Origin of the sequence: Aquibium pacificum (assembly GCF_040839445.1) — a bacterium.
GTDB classification, from domain to species: Bacteria; Pseudomonadota; Alphaproteobacteria; order Rhizobiales; family Rhizobiaceae; genus Aquibium; species Aquibium pacificus.
Map to the genome: position 1 here is coordinate 601,793 of NZ_JBDPGJ010000001.1, position 18,177 is coordinate 619,969.

The following is an 18,177-nucleotide window of genomic DNA, read 5'->3' on the forward strand; positions in this document are numbered from 1 at the left end:
CATGATGGACGGACAGCCGCCCTCCGGCGAGAGCCGACGGAGCGATCCGACCTTCGCCGTCGCGTTTGGCGGCGGGGGCGCGCGCGGCCTTGCCCACATCCACGTCATCGAGGCGCTCGACGAACTCGGCATTCGTCCGGTGGCGATCGCGGGCTCCTCGATCGGCGCGATCATGGGTGCGGGCATGGCTGCCGGCATGACCGGCCGCGACATCCATCATTATGCCCATTCCATCCTCAGCCGTCGCGGCGAGGTCGCGGCCAGGATGTGGCGGGCACGGCCGGGCACCTTTGCCGAATTCATCGACGGGGGATTGCGTGTCACGCAGTTCAACGTCGAGCGCATCCTCGGCGCGTTCCTTCCGGCCCAGATCCCGTCGAATTTCGAGGAACTCGAAATCCCGCTCCAGGTCACGGCCACGGATTTCTTTCGTCACGAGCAGGTCGTCTTCGAGGAAGGCGACCTCTTGTCGGCGCTGGCGGCCTCCGCCGCCATCCCCGCAGTCTTCCGTCCGGTCCGTCGCGACGGGCGCATCCTCATCGACGGCGGCATCTACAATCCCGTTCCCTTCGACCTGATCGAGGGACTGGCCGACATCACGATCGGCATCGACGTCGTCGGGGTGCCGACCCCGCACGGCAAGCGGACGCTGAACACGCTGGACCTGGTGTTCGGGTCGAGCCAGCTCATGATGCAGTCGATCATCGCGTTGCAGTTGAAAACCTGTCGCCCCTCGATCTTCCTGCGTCCGCCGATCTCGCGCTTCCGCGTGCTCGACTTCATGAAGATGGAGGCCGTGATGGCGCATACCGCGCCGATCAAGGACGACCTGAAGCGCGCCCTCGAGGCGGCCGTGCTGGAACACGAGAAGCTCGAACTGGCCCGCCCCTCACGGCAGGCGAAGGGCTAACCCGCCGTCGCCGCCTTGCCGGTCGTGAACGGAGAGTTCGCGGACGGGGGCGGACCCGGAATCGGTGGACCCGATGGCGGTTGCGATCCGATGCGGGCGACGACGCGGAAGCAGACGACCGCCGAAACGATCCCGAAAACCACCCCTCCCAGCGCCCAGCCTCCGACCACTCCGACCGCGCCGTACAGGTTGGCGCCGAGCCAGACGAAGGGGACCGTCCCGAGCGTGGCGCGGCCCCAGTTGAAGATGGTCGAGTAGCCCGGATAGCCGAGATTGTTGAAGGCGGCATTGGAGACGAAGAGCGCGCCATTGAACAGGAAGCTGCCGGCGGCGAACAGGCAGAAGAATACGATCAGCTGGCGAGCTTCCGCGGTCGCGCCGAACAGCGTCGCCAGATGGTGGCGGAACAGCGCGAGCAGGAGCCACGCCGCCAGAACGTAGATCATGGTGACGATCAGGCTGTCGCGCATGACGGCCAGAAGCCGGTCGTAACGCCGCGCGCCGAAATTCTGGCCGAGGATCGGGCCGACGGCGCCGGAGAGCGCGAAGATCGCTCCGAAGGCCACCGGCACGATGCGTCCGATGATGGCCCAGCCGGCTACCGCGTCGTCGCCGAACGGTGCCATCTCCGCCGTCACATAGGCATTGCCGACAGGCGTGGCGAGTTGCGTCAGGACCGCCGGCAACCCGATCGCGAAGTAGGGCCGAGCGACCGCGGAGAGCCGCCGCAGATCGGGCATCGCCAGAAGACGGTGAACCCTCAGCACGCCGTGCAGCCCGATGGCGACCATGATCATGCGCGACAGGACGGTCGATATCGCGGCCCCGTCGAGGCCGAGATCCAGCCCGAATATGAAGAGGGGATCGAGGACCGCGGCGGCAAGCCCGCTTCCCAGCGTCACGTACATGGCGCGCCGCGCGTCGCCGGTGCCGCGCAGGATGCCGGTCGTTGCCATTCCGACCGCCACGAGCGGCGCCGACGGCAGCACGATCTGCAGGAAGCGCGTCGACAGGGAAAGTGTCTCCCCCGTGGCGCCGAGCAGGGCCAGCAACGGGTTGAGGAACGGCCATGTGCAGGCGGTTATCAGGCCGAGCGCCAACCCCATGAAGAGTATCGATGCGCCGCCCAAGGCCGCGGCATCGGTCCTGCTGCCCCTTCCGAGCGCCCGCGACACGACCGCCGAGGTCGCGATGGTCAGGCCGATCGCCACCGAGACGGTGAAGAACATGATTGTGGTGGCGAAGCCGATCGCGGCTGCCAGTTCCCGGACGCCGAGAAGCGAGATGTAGAAGAGGTTCAGGGCATCCACGATGAAGATGGCGATGAGGCCGATCGAGCCCGTCGCCGTCATGACCACGACGTGACGCAGGGTCGAGCCCGTCGTGAACTTGGCCGGTGCGCCCGGCAGGGGCGCTGTCGCCGTTGGCTCTTCCGTATTCACCCGTTCATCCGTCCGCTCGATCCCGGCCGGGAGCTACACGGCGTCCCGAGACCACTCATAGGGCAGTCCGTCGCCGATACGAACCCGAAGTTCGTCCGCGAGCCGGACTATTTCCTCGGCTCGTCGAGACCGTCCGGGAGGTCGGCGACCTTGTCCAGCCGGCGGCTCTCGCGCCGGGGCTTGACGAGCGGCTCGGGCGTCGAGACGCGTTCCCGGCCGCTCGCCTCGGCCGCCTGGATCGAAAGGCGCTCCTCGTCGCGGCGCCGCACGTCGTCGACGATCTCGCTGACCGTGATCTCCTCGATTCCCATGGCCTCGAGCGTCTTGCGGCCGAACATCAGGCCGGATTCGAAAGTCTCCCGGATCTCGTACTCCACGTCCCTGGCGCGCAGCGCGAGCGTGTGGTTGCGGTCGTAGGAGCGCACGAACAGCCGCACGTGCGGGAACTCGCGCTGGATCAGGTCCACAATCCTGTCCGTCGCCTCGCGCCCGTGGGTGCAGACGGCGACGATGCGCGCCTGGCGTATGCCCGCGGCCTCCAGCACGTCCTTGCGGCGGCCGTCGCCATAGTAGATGCGGAAGCCGAACTTCTCCACCACGCGGACCCGGTTGGCGGAATGGTCGATGATGGTTACGCGCGCGCCGCCCGACAGCAGGATCTGCGAGGCGATCTGCCCGAAACGGGAGAAGCCGATCATCAGCACGTCGGAGCCGGCACCCTCGAAGTTCTCGTCGATGGTCTCGTCCTCTTCCTCCCGGATCAGGAACCTCGCAAGACCGATGGCGAGCGGTGTGGCGGCCATCGACACGGTAATGATCGCGATCAGGAGCGAGGCCAGCGACTGCAGAAAGATGAACTCGGCCACCGCCGCCGAAAAGATCACGAACCCGAACTCGCCGCCCTGCGGAAGGAGAAGCCCGACCTTCACGGAGTCTGCGTGGCTGGAGCCGAAGAGGCGGCAGAGACCGTAGGTGACAAGCGCCTTGACCAGCATGATCAGCGGAACCGCGATCAGGATCGTCAGCCAGTTCTCGAGGATGATCCCGAGTTCGAGCGACAGCCCCACTGCCATGAAGAACACGGCTAGCAGGATGCCTCGGAAGGGCTCGATCGACGATTCCAGCTCGTGACGGTAGGAGGATTCGGCGAGCATCACGCCCGCGATGAACGCGCCCATGGCCATCGACAGTCCGGCATACTGCATCAGGCCCGCCGCGCCGAGGACGACGAAGAGTGCCGCCGCGATCATCGCTTCCCGCGCGCCGGTGTTGGCGATGATGCGAAAGAGGGGATTGAGGAGGTATCGCCCGCTCGCCAGCAGGGCGGCGATGCTCAGCATAGCGATCGCGAAATCATCGATGCCGCCCGGTTCCGCGTCCGCCGTCCCCGGTGAAAGCAACGGGACCAGCGCGAGCAACGGCACGATCGCAAGATCCTGGAACAACAGGATTGAAAACGACGTTTGGCCGTAGCGGCGGTTCCGGTCGCCGCCTTCCTCGAGCAGTTGCAGGGCGAAGGCGGTGGAGGAAAGGGCCAGCGTAAATCCGACGATCGTCGCGACCTGCCATTCCAGGTCGGTGAGGGCGAGGGCCAGCGCGGCGAGAACGGCTCCGGTGAGGACGACCTGCGACGCGCCGAGCCCGAATATGTCGCGGCGCATCGACCACAGGCGCGACGGCTTCAGTTCCAGTCCAATGACGAAGAGAAGGAGGACGACCCCGATTTCGCCGAAATCCAGCAGTTCCTCGCTGCCGGTTATGAGGGTCGCGACCGGGCCGATCGCGATCCCCGCCGCGAGGTAACCAAGCACCGTGGCTAGCCCGATGCTCTTGAAGGCGGGCGCGGCGACGGCGACGGCACCGAGGAGCAGAAGCACCTCCGTGAACTCGCTTGCTTCGGCAGCCATCAACGTCCCCTCGCTCAGCCTCGACCTCGGGCCGGCCAGCGAGAATGCCGCCCGACGGCCATTGCACATGTCCGACCGGAGCCATAGATGGTCCGGTAACGAGAAGCCCGTTCAACCGGGCGCAGCGCTCGCGTCCGTGCGAGTCAACCGGAACTATTGCATGTCCTTGAACACAGACAAACTGAACGATGTGGTGGCTTCGCTCGTCGAGGCCGCGAGCCGGGCCGGAGCCGACGCGTCGGACGCGGTCGCCGTGCTGGGACGCTCGACCAGCGTCACCGTTCGTCTCGGCAAGGTCGAATCGACTGAGGCTTCCGAAGGCGACAGCCTCGCGCTGCGGGTCTTCATCGGCAAGCGCGTCGCCAGCGTCTCCGCCACGATCGATGCGGACGTCGACATGCTGGCGGAACGCGCAGTGGCGATGGCGAAGGTCTCGCCCGAGGATCCCTTCCAGGGGCTTGCTGACGAAAGCCGCCTGGTGAAGGACGTGCCCGACCTCGACCTGTTCGACCCGACGGAGGTTTCGGCCGACCGTCTGCGCGAGGATGCGCTTGCGGCCGAAGAGGCGGCGCTCGCGGTGAAGGGCGTCACCAATTCCAGCGGCGCAGGGGCGAACGCCGGCATCGGCGGGCTGGTGCTGGCCACGTCCGCCGGCTTTCTCGGGCGATACGCCACGTCGCGATTCTCGCGCTCGGTCAGCGTCATCGCGGGCGAGGGGACCGGCATGGAGCGGGACTACGATTTCTCCTCCCGCCTCTACTTCGACGAACTCGATTCGCCGCGGGAGATCGGCCGCAGGGCAGGCGAACGTGTCGTGAAGCGGCTCGGCGCCCGCAAAGTCAAGAGCGGCCCCGTAACGGTGATCTACGATCCGCGCGTGGCGCGAGGGATCGCGGGGCACCTAGCAGGAGCGATCAACGGCGCTTCGGTGGCGCGCAAGACGAGCTTCCTGCGCGACATGATGGGCAAGCAGGTCGCCTCGACCGGCATCACGGTGACGGACGAACCGCGCCGGCCCCGCGGCCCCGCCTCCCGGCCCTTCGACGGCGAGGGTGTCGGCGGCGAGACGCTGACCATGGTCGAGGCGGGGGTGCTGAAGCACTGGTTCCTGTCGACCTCGGTGGCGCGCGAACTCGGACTGGAGACCAACGGGCATGGCTCCCGGTCGGGCTCGTCCGTCAATCCGTCCTCCACGAACCTCGCGATCGAGCCGGGGACCGCCTCTCCCGACGAACTGGTCCGCTCGCTCAAGCGCGGCTTCTACGTCACTGAGGTCTTCGGGCAGGGCGTCAACATGGTGACGGGCGAATACAGCCGCGGCGCTTCGGGTTTCTGGATCGAGAACGGCGAACTGGCCTTTCCGGTCTCGGAGGTGACGATCGCATCGAATCTCAAGGACATGTTCCAGAACATGGTTCCCGCCAGCGACATCGACCGGCAATTCGGGACGGCCGCACCGACGCTTCTCGTGGAAGGGATGACGCTTGCAGGAGAGTAACGCCGAAACGCAGACCGCCTCCGCCGACCTGGACCTGATCCGCGACGCGGCCAGCGAGGCCGCGCGCATTGCCATGAGCTTCTTTTGCAAGACTCCCGAAGTGTGGATGAAGGAGGGCAGCTCGCCGGTCAGCGAGGCGGACTACGCCGTCGACCGCTTCCTGCGCGAGGAACTGACCAAGGCGCGGCCGGATTACGGCTGGCTGTCGGAAGAAACTGCCGATTCGCCCGGGCGGCTCGGCGCGAAACGGACCTTCGTGGTCGATCCGATCGACGGAACGCGTGCCTTCCTCGATCGGCGCAAGACGTGGTGCGTCAGCATCGCCGTCGTCGAGGATGGCGTGCCGATCGCCGGCGTGCTCGACTGCCCGGCGCTGGAGGAAATCTACTGGGCCAGCGAGACGGGTCCCGCGTACCAGAACGGCCGCGCCATTTCGGTGCGCGAGAGCCTCGAACGGCCGGAAGTCGGGGGGCCCAAGACGATCTTCAACATGCTGCCCGACACCTTGCGGGACCGCGTCGCCACGACGTCCTACATACCCTCGCTCGCATACCGGATCGCGCTCCTGGCAGGCGGCAACCTCGATGCCGCCCTCGTGAAGCCCAATTCGCATGATTGGGATCTCGCCGCCGCGGACCTCATCCTGCGGCAGGCCGGAGGCAGGGTCGTCGACGAATACGGCCGAAGACTTGCCTATGCGGGCGCCGACGTGCGCCACGACATGCTGGTCGCGGGAAGCGGTCCTCTCCTGTCGGAGATCCTGGAGGCACTGGCCTCGCGCGACAGGAGGCCGGTTTCCAATGCTCCGGGAATGATCTAATCAGTTCCGGTTTTCAACTTCGTGTGTGCGGGAAAGAAGAATGACGGAAAAAGCTGACGACAAGCAGCTCCTGCATCTGGTTTTCGGCGGCGAACTGGCGTCGCTGACGGGTACCCAGTTCCGCAGTCTGGACGATCTCGACATCGTCGGTATCTATCCGGACTACAAGTCGGCCGAAACCGCCTGGCGCACCAAGGCGCAGGAAACGGTGGACAACGCGCACATGCGCTATTTCATCGTGCATCTGCACAGGCTTCTCGATCCCGAGGCGGCTGGCATCAGCCTCGCGGCGGGCAAGGCTCGATGACGGACGGGCGCCCGATCGCTGCCGCTCCCGACATGAGCGGGGTTCAGAAGCCGAAAGCCAGGCCGAGGCTATCCAAGACCATCTGGCGGTCCATCCGCGCTCCTCTTGCCGAATCGCGCTTCGCGGCCGATGTGATCGCCTGGGCGCTGGCGCTTGGCGTACGCTTCGTCTTTGCGACCAACCGGACGCATCCCGAATCCAACGATCTCGACCAGGTCTACGCGAAGAACGCGCCGGGCATTGCCGTGTTCTGGCACGGTCAACACGTCCTGGCGCCGTGCCTGAAGCCGCGACGGCTCAAGATGTCGGCCCTGTTCTCGCGCAGCCGCGACGCCGAACTCAATGCGCGCGTCGCCGAGCGGTTCGGCTTTACGATCATCCGCGGTTCCGGCGGACGCGATGCCTCGCGCAGCCGCGAGAAGGGCGGCGCGCGTGCGCTCATCGCGCTGAAGAAGACGATCGACGGCGGGTCCTCGGTCGCCATGATCGCCGACATACCGCATGGAACGCCGCGGGAGGCCGGCCTGGGCGTGGTCATGCTCGCACGCTTCTCGGGGCGTCCGATCGTGCCGCTCGCGCTCGCCACGAGCCGCCGCAAGGTCCTCGACAAAACCTGGGACAAGACGACGCTCAACCTGCCTTTCGGCCGGAAGGCGATGGTCGCGGGAGAACCCGTCCACGTGCCGGCGAATGCCACCGACGAGGAACTGGAACAGAAGCGGCGCGAGGTTACGGCGAGCCTGAACGCCGCGACCGAAAAGGCCTACAGGCTGGTCGACCGCACGCCATGAGCGAACGATGGGCGCGAGCCATGCTCACGGCCTACCGCCTCGCGGGCGCGGCCGCCTATCCGCTGGTCGGCGGCTACATCGCCTGGCGCACCACGAAGGGCAAGGAAGAGCGGACGCGGCGGCGCGAACGCTACGGGATCTCCAAGGTCGCCCGCCCGCCCGGGCCGCTGGTCTGGGTGCATGCGGCGAGCGTGGGCGAATCGAATGCGGTGATCCCGCTGGTGCGCCGCATCGCCGGTTTCGGCATCAACGTCGTCTTCACGACGGGGACGGTGACCTCGGCGCACCTCGTGCGAGAGAAGTTCGGCGACAAGGTGCTGCACCAGTACGTGCCGCTCGACCTGAAGCCGGCGGTGAGCCGCTTCCTCGACCACTGGAAACCCGACCTGGCGATCATCGCCGAATCAGAGATCTGGCCAATGACCATCCTGGAACTCGGCACCCGGCGCGTGCCCCAGGTCCTGGTGAACGGCAGACTCTCGGACCGGTCCTTCGCCGCATGGAAGAAGCGCTCCTTCATCGCCGAGGCGCTTTTCGAGAACCTCTCCCATGTCGTGGCGCAGTCCGAACTGGATGGCGAACGGTTTCGGGCGCTCGGCGCGCGGCCAGTCTCGGTGTCCGGCAACCTCAAGGTGGACACCGACCCGCCTGCCGTCGACGAGGACGCCTTGCGGAGGATGCAGTTTGAAATCGGCGGCCGTCCGGTCTGGGCCGCGATCTCGACCCACAAGGGCGAAGAGGAGATCGCGGCGGACGTCCACGAACTGGTCAAGAAGCGTCACCCCGAACTCCTCACGATCGTCGTTCCACGGCATCCCGACCGCGCCGACACGCTTGCCGCCGCTTTTTCCGGGAGGGGCCTGAAAACGGTCCGCCGCAGCCTCGGCGGCCATGTGGGGCCGGAGACCGACATCCTGCTTGGCGATACGATCGGCGAGATGGGTCTCTATCTTCGCCTGACGGAAATCGCTTTCGTCGGCCGTTCGATGACCTCGGAAGGGGGCCAGAATCCGCTCGAGCCCGCGATGCTGGAGACGGCGATCCTCTCCGGCCGCAACGTCCAGAATTTCCGCGATTCCTACCAGAAATTGATCGAGCGCGGCGGAGCGAGGCTCGTGGGTGATAGGGACATGCTGGCGGGCGCAGTCAATTTCCTGCTCTGCAACGAGGCGAAGAGGCGCCAGATGATGCATGCGGGCGTCGAGACGGTGAACGAGATGCGCGGCGCGCTTCCGGCCACGCTGAAGGCGCTGGAGCCCTACATCTATCCGCTGATCGTCAAGGCGCGTCTCGAAGACGGCGGAAGAAAGAACCGATAGGCCATGACCGGCGAGGCGCCTCCGTTCTGGTGGGAGAAGCCGGACTGGCGAGCGCTGGCGCTCTCGCCGCTGTCAGGGGCCTACGGTCTGGTCGCCGCGCGAAGGATGATCTCGGCGCGGCGTAGGAAGCTTCCGGTGCCGGTCCTGTGCGTGGGCAATTTCACCGTCGGCGGCGCGGGCAAGACACCGGCGGTCATCACGCTGGCGGATGCGGCGCGTGCGGCCGGGCGGCAGCCCGGCATCCTTTCGCGCGGCTATGGTGGCAGCCTGTCCCGACCGCACGTCGTCGACCCGGCGCATGACAGCGCCCGTCATGTCGGCGACGAGCCTATGCTGCTGGCTGCGCACGCGCCCGTGGCGGTGACGCCCGACCGCGCCGCAGGTGCCCGCCTGCTGATCGACGCCGGCTGCGATTTCCTCCTGATGGACGACGGTTTCCAGAGCGCCCGGCTGCAGTTCGACTATGCGCTGCTCGTGGTAGACGCGCGGCGCGGCCTGGGCAACGGCTTTAGCATCCCGGCCGGTCCCATGCGTGCGCCCCTGATCAGCCAACTGCGCTTTACCGACGCGGTCCTGGCGATCGGCGAGGGCAACGGCGCGGAAGACGTCGTGCGCATGGCGGCGCGGGCAGGCCGCTCCGTCTACGGCGCCACGATTCAGCCGCGCGACCAGGATCGGCTGTCGGGCCGGCGACTGTTCGCCTTCGCCGGCATCGGCGATCCGGAAAAATTCTTCGAGACGCTCAGGCGCGCCGGCTGCGACCCGGTCGCGACGCGCGGCTTCGCGGATCATCATTCCTTTTCCGAGACCGACATCGCCGAACTCGAGGCCGAAGCCGATGCGGGTGGGCTCCAACTCGTGACGACGGCCAAGGACGCCGTTCGGCTACGCGGCGGATCGCCCGCTGCGAAGGCGCTGGCGGAGCGTACGCTCGTCCTGGAAATCGATCTCGCCTTCGACGATCCGCGCGTTCCATCCAAGATCGTCGATCGGACGCTCGAGGCGTTCGCACGCCGCCAGCACGGGGTTTCCCGCACTGCCTGACGTCTCCTGACGAGGCGCCGACAATCCGCTTCAATATCTTGCCAAACCGTTGGCCGCCTTCGGCCCGGCGGAGGGGGAACAACTGCCTCAAACAAGCTGTCGCTGAACCACGTCGACGCGTGAATTCGAGGTGTTCAAATGTTGGTGGGGAACCGCCGGTCCGGTGATGCGAGGGCGGCGGTTAGCGCCGCCGGATGGCGGGATTGCTCTCGATCTCGCGCGCGAGCGAAACTGCGGCGCTGACATAAGCTTCCTGCCGCGCGACGCTCCAGTATTTCAGTTCGTCGAGCGGGATCATTTCGCCGGTCACGGCGCAGCGCACGAAGGAGCCCGGGCTGGCGACCTGGAAATCGCCATCCAGGTAGCGAATGCGCGCTTCCTTCGCGCCAGGGCCTTCGAAACGGTTCATCGCCATGCTTTCTTCCGCTCAGGGCGGTCGATCCGCTCCCGGATCCCCATCCGCTCTGACTCTGTCTGGAGCACGATCCGTCGGCGAACCGGTATTCGCTTCCCGGGGATCATGCCTTAAGCGCCACAATTCTTCCGGACGGTCAAGCCGCCAGGGGCAGGAACGGCGCAGTGCAGCCGATGCGGACCCCTCGCGCCGGCTAGCGCCGTCCGAAGAGGCGCTCGATGTCGGCAAGCTTGAGCTCGATGAAGGTCGGGCGCCCGTGATTGCAGGTGCCCGAACCGGGGGTCGCCTCCATCTCCCGCAGGAGCGCGTTCATCTCTTCGGGCCGCAACCGCCGGCCCGAGCGCACCGAGCCGTGGCAGGCCATGGTCGCGGCGATCTGGTCGAGCCGCCGTTTCAGCGTGTCGGCGGTGTCGGTGTCGGCGATCTCGTCGGCGAGGTCGCGCACGAGCGCCTGGACGTTGGTCTCGCCCAGCATGGCGGGTGTCTCGCGCACCGCCACCGCGCCCGGCCCGAACCGCTCCAGCCCGAGACCGAATCGGGCAAGCGTCTCCGCATGCGAGGCGAGGCGTTCTGCATCCTCCTCCGGCAGGTCGACGATCTCGGGCAGCAAGAGAATCTGCGCGGGAAGGGGCCGCGAATGGATCGCCTGCTTCAGCGCCTCGTAGACGAGGCGTTCATGGGCGGCATGCTGGTCGACGATGACGAGTGAGTCTTCGGTCTGGGCGACGATGTAGTTCTCGTGCACCTGCGCGCGCGCGGCACCGAGCGGGGTGCGGCGCAGTTCGGCCGGGGCTTCGATGACGTCGGCCCGCGCATCGGCGCTCGGAGGTGCCGCGTGGTCGAAGATGGCCTGGGCCGACTCGCCGAAGCCGTTCGCAAGCGGCCGGCTCGGCGATCGCGCAATGTCGTAGGAGCCCGCGCCCCAGGTGCGATGCGCGGCGTCGCGGGAGCGGTCGAAGCCGGTCGTCCCTGCGCGGCCCTGCGGGGCGCCGCCGGCCCGAAAGGCAGCCAGCATGCCCGCCGCGCCGGAGGTGGCGGGACGCATTCCCGCATTGGCCAGCGCCTCGCGGATCGAACCGATGACCAGGCCGCGCACCAGCCCCGGATCGCGGAAACGCACGTCGGCCTTGGCGGGATGGACGTTGACGTCGACCAGCGCGGGGTCCAGCGATAAGAACAGGACGGCAAGCGCATGGCGGTCACGCGGCAGGACGTCGGCATAGGCGGCGCGTATCGCGGCGGCGATCTGCCGGTCGCGGACCGGGCGGCCGTTGACGTAGGCATATTGCTGCAGGCTGTTCGCGCGGGTGAAGGAAGGGATCGAAACCTGCCCGATCAGCCGCACGCCTTCACGCAGCGCGTCGATCGCCAGCGCATTCTCCGGGAACTCGTCGCCCAAGACCTTTGCCAGCCGGCGCAGGCGCCCGGCTTCGTCGTCGGCTTCCGCGGGAAGGTCGAGCCGCACGCGGTCGGCGCCCGTCAGCGTGAAGCGCACGGTCGGGAACGCGACGGCGACGCGCTTCACCACGTCCGAGATGGCCGAGCTTTCCGCCCGCTCGCCCTTCATGAACTTGAGCCGGGCGGGCGTGGCGAAGAAGAGATCGCGCACCTCGACCTGCGTTCCCGGATTGGCCGCGCCGGGGCGGGGACCGGCGATGCGTCCGCCCTCCACGACGATTTCCATCGCCTCGGCCGCGTCGGCGGTGCGCGAGCGGATGGTGAGACGCGCGACCGAACCGATGGACGGCAGCGCCTCGCCGCGGAAGCCGAGCGAGCGGATGTCGTGGATGTCGTCTGAGAGCTTGGAGGTGCAGTGGCGCGCGACGGCGAGCGGCAGGTCGTCCGCCGCAATGCCCGATCCGTCGTCGATCACGCGGATGAGGTTCAGCCCTCCGCCGGCCGTGACGATCTCGATACGGGTCGCGCCGGCGTCGAGCGCATTCTCGACCAGTTCCTTCACCACGCTTGCGGGGCGCTCGATCACCTCGCCGGCGGCGATCTGGTTGATGACGGTTTCTGAAAGCTGACGGATGGACATCCGGCCACTCTAGCCGGATTCGGACGCTGCCAGAAGCGTTGGCGCCGTGGGGCGCCGTGACGGCGTCAGGCGGCTTGGTGGTGTGAAGGAATGGTGTCCTCGATCGCAACGGGGCGTGCGTGCCTGGGTTTGCGCGTCGTGAGCCATTCGCGCATGTTGTCGGGAGGCATCGGGAAGGAGACGGCGTAACCCTGCACCTCGTCGCAGCCGATGCCCGCCAGCAGCGAAAGCTCGGTGTCGGTCTCGGCGCCTTCGGCGATGATGCCGATGCCCAGCCCGCGCGCGAGTTCGGTCACGGCGCGAACGATCTGCGCATGGTGCGAATTGCTGTCGATGTCGTGCACGAAACGCCGATCGATCTTCAGTCGGTCGATTTCTCGCGGGTCGACATGGGTCAACGAGGCGTAGCCGGTGCCGAAATCGTCGAGCTCGAGCGTGATCCCTTCCGCCCGTACGGCGCGAAGCGTAGCCGCGATGCCGGTCTTCTCATCGTCCAGCATCACCGATTCGACGATCTCGAGCGCCAGGTGGCGCGCAGGGAGCCCTTCCGCCTTCAGGGTCTTCAACAGGAAGCTTGCGAAATCGGGCTGCGCAAGCTCGCTGCCGGATGCGTTGAGCGCGAGGCGGCCGAATTCCAGCCCGTCTCGATGCCAGGCTGCCGCGGCCGCGATGGCCTTCCTGAATATGATCCGCCCGATGGCCGGCATGAGCCCGCACTTCTCCGCGATCGGCACGAAGACCGAGGGCGGGATGAATTTGCCGTCGGGCGGCAACCAGCGGACGAGGGCTTCCAGACCGGTGACCCTGCCGTCGGAAAGGGAAACCTGCGGCTGGAAGCAGACGGTGAAGTCCTGGCTGGCGATGGCGAGGACCATTTGCTGCTCGATATCGACCCGCTCGGCGATTTCACGCCGCAGATCGTCGGTGAAGAATGAAAAGGTGCCGCCACCCGACTTCTTTGCCGAGTAGAGCGCCACATCGGCGTGCATCAGAAGGTCGAAGCCGCGCTCGCCGTCCCGCGGATAGACCGCAATGCCGGCACTCGCGCCGGGATGGATCGTCGTTCCCTCATAGTCGATCGGCCGGTTAATCGCCCGCAGGATGCCTTCGGTGAGAGCGGCGATCTCGCTGTTGTCGTCGCGGCGGTTGGTGATCAGGACGAATTCGTCGCCGCCCAGACGAACCGGCATGTCCTGCTTGCGGCTCGCCTTGCGCATGCGTCTGGCGGTGACGGCGAGGACATGATCGCCCGCCGCATGCCCGAGCGTGTCGTTGATCTGCTTGAAGCGGTCGAGATCGAACTGGATGACCGCCATGCTATCGCGGCGCGCGGCCGCGTCTTCGATGAGCTTGTCGAAGCGGTACTTCAGGAACGAGCGGTTGTAGAGGCCGGTCAGTTCGTCGTGAATGGCGTTGTAGGCCATGGCATTGCGCGCCTCCACGAGCTGATCGGTGCGCCGGCCGATCATCGATGCCATCGGGCGGAAGATGAAGACGGCAATGAGCAGCATCACCGCCAGGGTGGCTACGAAGAGGATCCGGTGCAGCTGGAGCAGGGTCGAAAGACGCTCGCGCCCGCCGGCGGAAAGCCGCTCGCCGAGCGCCGCGTAGCCATCCATGGTTGCAGTCGCCACGATGTCGTCGAGCCGCGCGCGCTCCTTGCCCGCACGGTATCCGATTATGTCCGCGTTCGGCTGCAACTCCGTTTCCAGGGCTGCCGCGACGCGCCATCCGTTCGCGGCCAGGCTGCCGGAGAAGTAGTCGAGATGATAGGGTGCGGAAAACAGCACGCCGTCGATCGAGGCGGGGTCGTTGCGGGCCTTGGAGAAGGGATCGGCGCCGAGCTGGTCCAGCAACTCGTCGTAGTTGGCTTCGAATTCCGCTGTCGCCTGCTTGAGCGCCTCGACCAGCGGAGTCTGACGGATCGCGGGTGCCGCATCGGCTGCGTTCGCGAGGAACACAACGCGTTGTGACAGGGCGCGCTGCGCGCTGGCCAGGCCGATCACACGCTCGTTGCGCTGCTGGGCCGCCAGCATCTGCTGCAGGAGCATGAAGGACCCTGCCAGCATCGCCGCAATGATGAGAAGTGCGGCCCAGTAAGCGAAAGTGATGAGCGTGACCGGTTTGCCCGTCCCGGCCCTGAAGCTCGGCAGTCTGAACATCGCGCGCCGTGGTCCCCTGCGAACGTGTATCGTTCCCCAGGGTCAGAATAGAGTCCGAGGGTTAACTGGCAGGTATGCCATCGGTTGTATCGGCCGGAAATCTCCCGGGTGGTTAGAAAAGGATTAGCGGCTTGCCCGTCTGGCGGCTTGCGGAACCCATCTTTGCCGGTTTCCATCCGGTGGCGAAAGGCATTAGAAAGGCGCAGCACAAGAACAAAACGGCGGAAACCATCATGAACATCCAGAGCCCCGCGAAGACCACGGCCGCAAGTTTCGTGTGGAACGACCCCTTCCTCCTGGAGGACCAGCTGTCGGAAGACGAGCGCATGATCCGCGATGCGGCAGCGGCCTTTGCCGCGGACAAGCTCGCACCGCGCGTCGAGGACGCCTACATGAACGAAACCACGGATCCGGCGATCTTCCGCGAGATGGGCGAGGCGGGCCTGCTCGGGACGACGATCCCAGAGGAATATGGCGGGCTCGGCGCGAGCTACGTCACCTACGGGCTGGTCGCGCGCGAGGTGGAACGCGTCGACAGCGGCTACCGCTCGATGATGAGCGTCCAGTCGTCGCTGGTCATGTATCCGATCCACGCCTACGGCTCCGAGGAACAGCGCAGGAAATACCTGCCGAAGCTCGCCAGCGGCGAGTTTATCGGCTGCTTCGGGCTGACCGAGCCGGATGCCGGTTCCGACCCCGGCGGGATGAAGACGCGGGCGGAAAAGACCAGTGGCGGCTATCGCATTTCCGGCTCGAAGATGTGGATCTCCAACGCGCCGATCGCAGACGTATTCGTCGTGTGGGCAAAATCGGCGGCGCACGACAACCAGATCCGCGGCTTCGTGCTCGAGAAGGGAATGAAAGGGCTGTCGGCGCCGAAGATCGGAGGCAAGCTATCGCTGCGCGCGTCCATCACCGGCGAGGTGGTGATGGAGAACGTGGAGGTCGGCGAGGACGCGTTGCTGCCCAATGTCGCCGGCCTGAAGGGACCTTTCGGCTGCCTCAACCGCGCCCGCTACGGCATCTCCTGGGGCGCGCTGGGCGCGGCGGAGGACTGCTGGTTCCGCGCAAGGCAGTACGGGCTCGACCGCAAGCAGTTCGGCAGGCCGCTCGCAGCCACGCAGCTCTACCAGAAGAAGCTCGCCGACATGCAGACCGACATCGCGCTCGGCCTGCAGGGCTCGCTGCGCGTCGGGCGCCTGATGGACGAGGGCAAGATGGCCCCGGAGATGATCTCCATCGTCAAGCGCAACAACTGCGGCAAGGCGCTCGACATCGCGCGGCAGGCCCGCGACATGCACGGCGGCAACGGCATCCAGATCGGCTACCACGTGATGCGCCACGCGCAGAACCTGGAGACGGTCAACACCTACGAAGGTGCGCACGACGTGCACGCGCTGATCCTCGGACGGGCACAGACGGGCATCCAGGCGTTCTTCTGACACGCCGCCCAAAAGACGACCGCGGCGCTGGAAGCGAAGCGGCCGTGAAAGTGGCCGGAAACGCCATTGGGGAGACGTTTCCGGCGCCGGCGTTCTTGACGACGCCGTATATCACATGACGTATCCGGCCGCGACCGGCGCCACGCGTGTTACCGTGCGGTGATGACCGTCATGACGAGCTTGTCGTCGACGCGGATAGGCCCGTCTTCCTTGGCGCCGAGCGTGTACTCGAAAACGCCGGACTTCATGCCGCCGGTTTCGCCGTGCACCATCAACATCAGCATCTCGCCGGACTTCACCTCCTCCTGGAGGATTGCCGTGACGTCCATGTTGTCGCCGGCCTTGAGCGGAGCGTAACCGACGACCGGCCCCGGCTTCATCTCGGCATCGGTGCGGTGAACCACCAGCCAGCCATTGTTTTCCGCGGTGATCTTGTCGGCGCTGACCGTGCCGGAGGAAACGTCCTGGTCCGAGACCATGACTGCCGGGTTCGACATTGCATGGGCGGCGGTGACGGCGATCGCGAGCGCGGCGGCCGTGGAAAGAATGCGATACATGGATAACCTCCGTTTTGGTTTGCGCTCGCAGATACGGAGGCACCGGCACGGAAGTTTCACCGACGGACGAATTCGTCCCTCGTGGCGCCGCGGATGGTCATGATCACGAACGGGACGGCGGGGTCCACGGGGCAGCGGTGAGCGAGGGCGTCAAGCGTCGGTCGACTGTCCTGGAGACCGCCGCGACGCCGATCCGGATGGCACTTTCAGGCCACGTTCCGCGGCCGCGAGGAATCGTGGAGACAGACCCGGTTTCGTCCGGTCGCCTTGGCGCGATAGACGGCGGCATCCGCCTCCTCCATGAGAACGGACAGGGGCTTCTGCTGGTTTGCGTCCCGCGTCGACAGGCCGATGCTGACGGTGACCTGCCGCCTGACGCGCTCTGCGCCAGACGCCTGAAGTGCCTGGACGTTGGCGCGTATCGCTTCGGCCTGCTCCGCGGCAGCCGCCGCGCTGACGTCGACCAGAACCACGGCGAACTCCTCGCCGCCCAGGCGCGCAACGAGATCCTTGTCAGGCCGGACGCTGCGCTCCAAGGTTTCGGCCACGGCCACAAGACAGGCGTCTCCGGCGACGTGTCCGAGGCTGTCATTGTAGGATTTGAAGTGGTCGATGTCGACGATCAGGACCGCGCAGCGTCCGCGCACCGCACGCGCGAAATTCATCAGCCGGCGCCGGTTGGCAACGCCTGTCAGCGGGTCGGTGTGGCTTTCGATCTCGAGTTCGCGGTTCGCGGCTTCCAGTTCGGCGCTGCGTTCTTCCAGACGCTGGGCCAGCCGCTTGTTCTCCAGGGAGAGCCGCAGCGCGGTGGAAATCTGATCGCCGAGCACCCGCCCGATCATGATTCCGAAGGGACCAAGGAGGAAAAAGCCGCTGGCGATCAGCCAGTTGAACTGCAGCGAGCTGAAGACCAGTCCGACCGCGTAGGACCAGAAGATCGGCAGGTGGAAAAGGTTGTAGGCGGGCAGATGCACGACGGACGGTATGGAGACGGTGACCGCCGCCAGGCCGATCGCGAGCGTCAGCACGGCCTGGTGCTCGTCCGCGAAGCTCAGCATCCAGCCACCACCCAGGCCCCAGCTGAGGCCGGACAGGAGGTGCATGACGTTTTCAAACCGCGCCCAGGTTTCAGCGGTCCAGGTGGAGGGATAGCGACGCGCATAGAGGACGGTCGCGCCCAGGTTCGTTACCGAGATCGCCACGATGCAGGTCAGCCATAACAGCAGCACGGGCGCTGTCGACGGCGACCAATAGGCATAGACCGCGAACACCCCGCCGACGATGCTCAGAAACGATGCCGGCGACGAATGGAGCATGGCATCCATCCGCATCGACAGAATGGCGTCCTGTTCCTCCTTGTCGGTCGATCCTGCGATCACCGCGACATGTCTCCTCTGTGACTGTCGTTGCACGCTATTTGGGCAATCCTAATATTTGCTTTCCCAACGTCGTCGCCATCGTGTGTCGGCCAAGGACGGCGCGCCGCGCGTGCCACGCTTCGTCCATTGTCTGCGCTCGCCGAATG

General features: G+C 66.4%; 15 protein-coding genes. 8 read left to right on the top strand and 7 right to left on the bottom strand.

All coding sequences use genetic code 11. The annotated features are described in order from the left end of the window. Position 1: 1 nt before the first annotated feature. Complete coding sequence (locus ABGN05_RS02940; protein ID WP_367952492.1) at positions 2 to 910, top strand: patatin-like phospholipase family protein; 909 nt, start codon at positions 2 to 4, stop codon at positions 908 to 910. Here the strand turns inward: ABGN05_RS02940 and ABGN05_RS02945 are convergent. Together ABGN05_RS02945 and ABGN05_RS02950 are read right to left on the bottom strand one after the other, a co-directional pair. Then, entirely contained in the window at positions 907 to 2,352 is a 1,446-nt protein-coding gene (locus ABGN05_RS02945; RefSeq protein ID WP_367952493.1) for an MATE family efflux transporter, read from the bottom strand. The genes ABGN05_RS02940 and ABGN05_RS02945 overlap by 4 nt on opposite strands. Positions 2,353 to 2,459: 107 nt before the next feature. Then, a complete protein-coding gene (locus ABGN05_RS02950; RefSeq protein ID WP_367952494.1) occupies positions 2,460 to 4,259 on the bottom strand; it encodes a monovalent cation:proton antiporter-2 (CPA2) family protein in 1,800 nt (599 codons plus the stop codon). A gap of 160 nt (positions 4,260 to 4,419) precedes the next feature. Between ABGN05_RS02950 and ABGN05_RS02955 the strand changes: the two genes are divergently transcribed. From ABGN05_RS02955 to lpxK, 6 genes are read left to right on the top strand one after another with little or no spacing between them, the layout of a single operon-like run. Then, positions 4,420 to 5,757, top strand: coding sequence for a TldD/PmbA family protein (locus ABGN05_RS02955; RefSeq protein ID WP_367952495.1), 1,338 nt, complete (start codon positions 4,420 to 4,422; stop codon positions 5,755 to 5,757). Continuing rightward, complete coding sequence (locus ABGN05_RS02960; RefSeq protein ID WP_367952496.1) at positions 5,744 to 6,577, top strand: 3'(2'),5'-bisphosphate nucleotidase CysQ; 834 nt, start codon at positions 5,744 to 5,746, stop codon at positions 6,575 to 6,577. The genes ABGN05_RS02955 and ABGN05_RS02960 overlap by 14 nt, the downstream gene beginning before the upstream one ends. A gap of 40 nt (positions 6,578 to 6,617) precedes the next feature. Continuing rightward, positions 6,618 to 6,884 (top strand): DUF4170 domain-containing protein, encoded by a 267-nt coding sequence (locus ABGN05_RS02965; RefSeq protein ID WP_367952497.1) that lies wholly within the window; start codon positions 6,618 to 6,620, stop codon positions 6,882 to 6,884. After that, positions 6,881 to 7,675, top strand: coding sequence for a lysophospholipid acyltransferase family protein (locus tag ABGN05_RS02970; RefSeq protein ID WP_367952498.1), 795 nt, complete (start codon positions 6,881 to 6,883; stop codon positions 7,673 to 7,675). The genes ABGN05_RS02965 and ABGN05_RS02970 overlap by 4 nt, the downstream gene beginning before the upstream one ends. Continuing rightward, positions 7,672 to 8,994 carry a lipid IV(A) 3-deoxy-D-manno-octulosonic acid transferase gene (waaA, locus tag ABGN05_RS02975; RefSeq protein WP_367952499.1) on the top strand — a complete coding sequence of 441 codons (1,323 nt, stop codon included), beginning with the start codon at positions 7,672 to 7,674 and terminating at the stop codon, positions 8,992 to 8,994. The genes ABGN05_RS02970 and waaA overlap by 4 nt, the downstream gene beginning before the upstream one ends. 3 nt (positions 8,995 to 8,997) lie before the next feature. Continuing rightward, on the top strand, positions 8,998 to 10,038 hold the full coding sequence (gene lpxK, locus ABGN05_RS02980; protein ID WP_367952500.1) for a tetraacyldisaccharide 4'-kinase: 1,041 nt from the start codon (positions 8,998 to 9,000) through the stop codon (positions 10,036 to 10,038). Between the two features lie 181 nt (positions 10,039 to 10,219). Here the strand turns inward: lpxK and ABGN05_RS02985 are convergent, their stop codons facing one another. The 3 genes from ABGN05_RS02985 to ABGN05_RS02995 all read right to left on the bottom strand — a co-directional run bounded on the left by ABGN05_RS02985 (position 10,220) and on the right by ABGN05_RS02995 (position 14,653). Further along, a complete protein-coding gene (locus ABGN05_RS02985) occupies positions 10,220 to 10,447 on the bottom strand; it encodes a DUF2093 domain-containing protein (protein WP_367953132.1) in 228 nt (75 codons plus the stop codon). A gap of 199 nt (positions 10,448 to 10,646) precedes the next feature. After that, a complete protein-coding gene (mutL, locus tag ABGN05_RS02990; RefSeq protein ID WP_367952501.1) occupies positions 10,647 to 12,491 on the bottom strand; it encodes a DNA mismatch repair endonuclease MutL in 1,845 nt (614 codons plus the stop codon). Positions 12,492 to 12,556: 65 nt separating this feature from the next. Beyond that, positions 12,557 to 14,653: a putative bifunctional diguanylate cyclase/phosphodiesterase gene (locus ABGN05_RS02995; protein WP_367952502.1), complete on the bottom strand. Its 2,097-nt coding sequence runs from the start codon at positions 14,651 to 14,653 to the stop codon at positions 12,557 to 12,559. A 233-nt stretch (positions 14,654 to 14,886) separates the two neighbouring features. Here ABGN05_RS02995 and ABGN05_RS03000 point away from each other — a divergent pair, with 233 nt between their 5' ends. Beyond that, positions 14,887 to 16,095 carry an acyl-CoA dehydrogenase gene (locus ABGN05_RS03000; RefSeq protein ID WP_367952503.1) on the top strand — a complete coding sequence of 403 codons (1,209 nt, stop codon included), beginning with the start codon at positions 14,887 to 14,889 and terminating at the stop codon, positions 16,093 to 16,095. A gap of 149 nt (positions 16,096 to 16,244) precedes the next feature. Here the strand turns inward: ABGN05_RS03000 and ABGN05_RS03005 are convergent, their stop codons facing one another. After that, on the bottom strand, positions 16,245 to 16,652 hold the full coding sequence (locus ABGN05_RS03005; RefSeq protein WP_367952504.1) for a DUF7282 domain-containing protein: 408 nt from the start codon (positions 16,650 to 16,652) through the stop codon (positions 16,245 to 16,247). Between the two features lie 206 nt (positions 16,653 to 16,858). Then, on the bottom strand, positions 16,859 to 18,031 hold the full coding sequence (locus ABGN05_RS03010) for a GGDEF domain-containing protein (protein WP_367952505.1): 1,173 nt from the start codon (positions 18,029 to 18,031) through the stop codon (positions 16,859 to 16,861). Positions 18,032 to 18,177 lie beyond the last annotated feature (146 nt).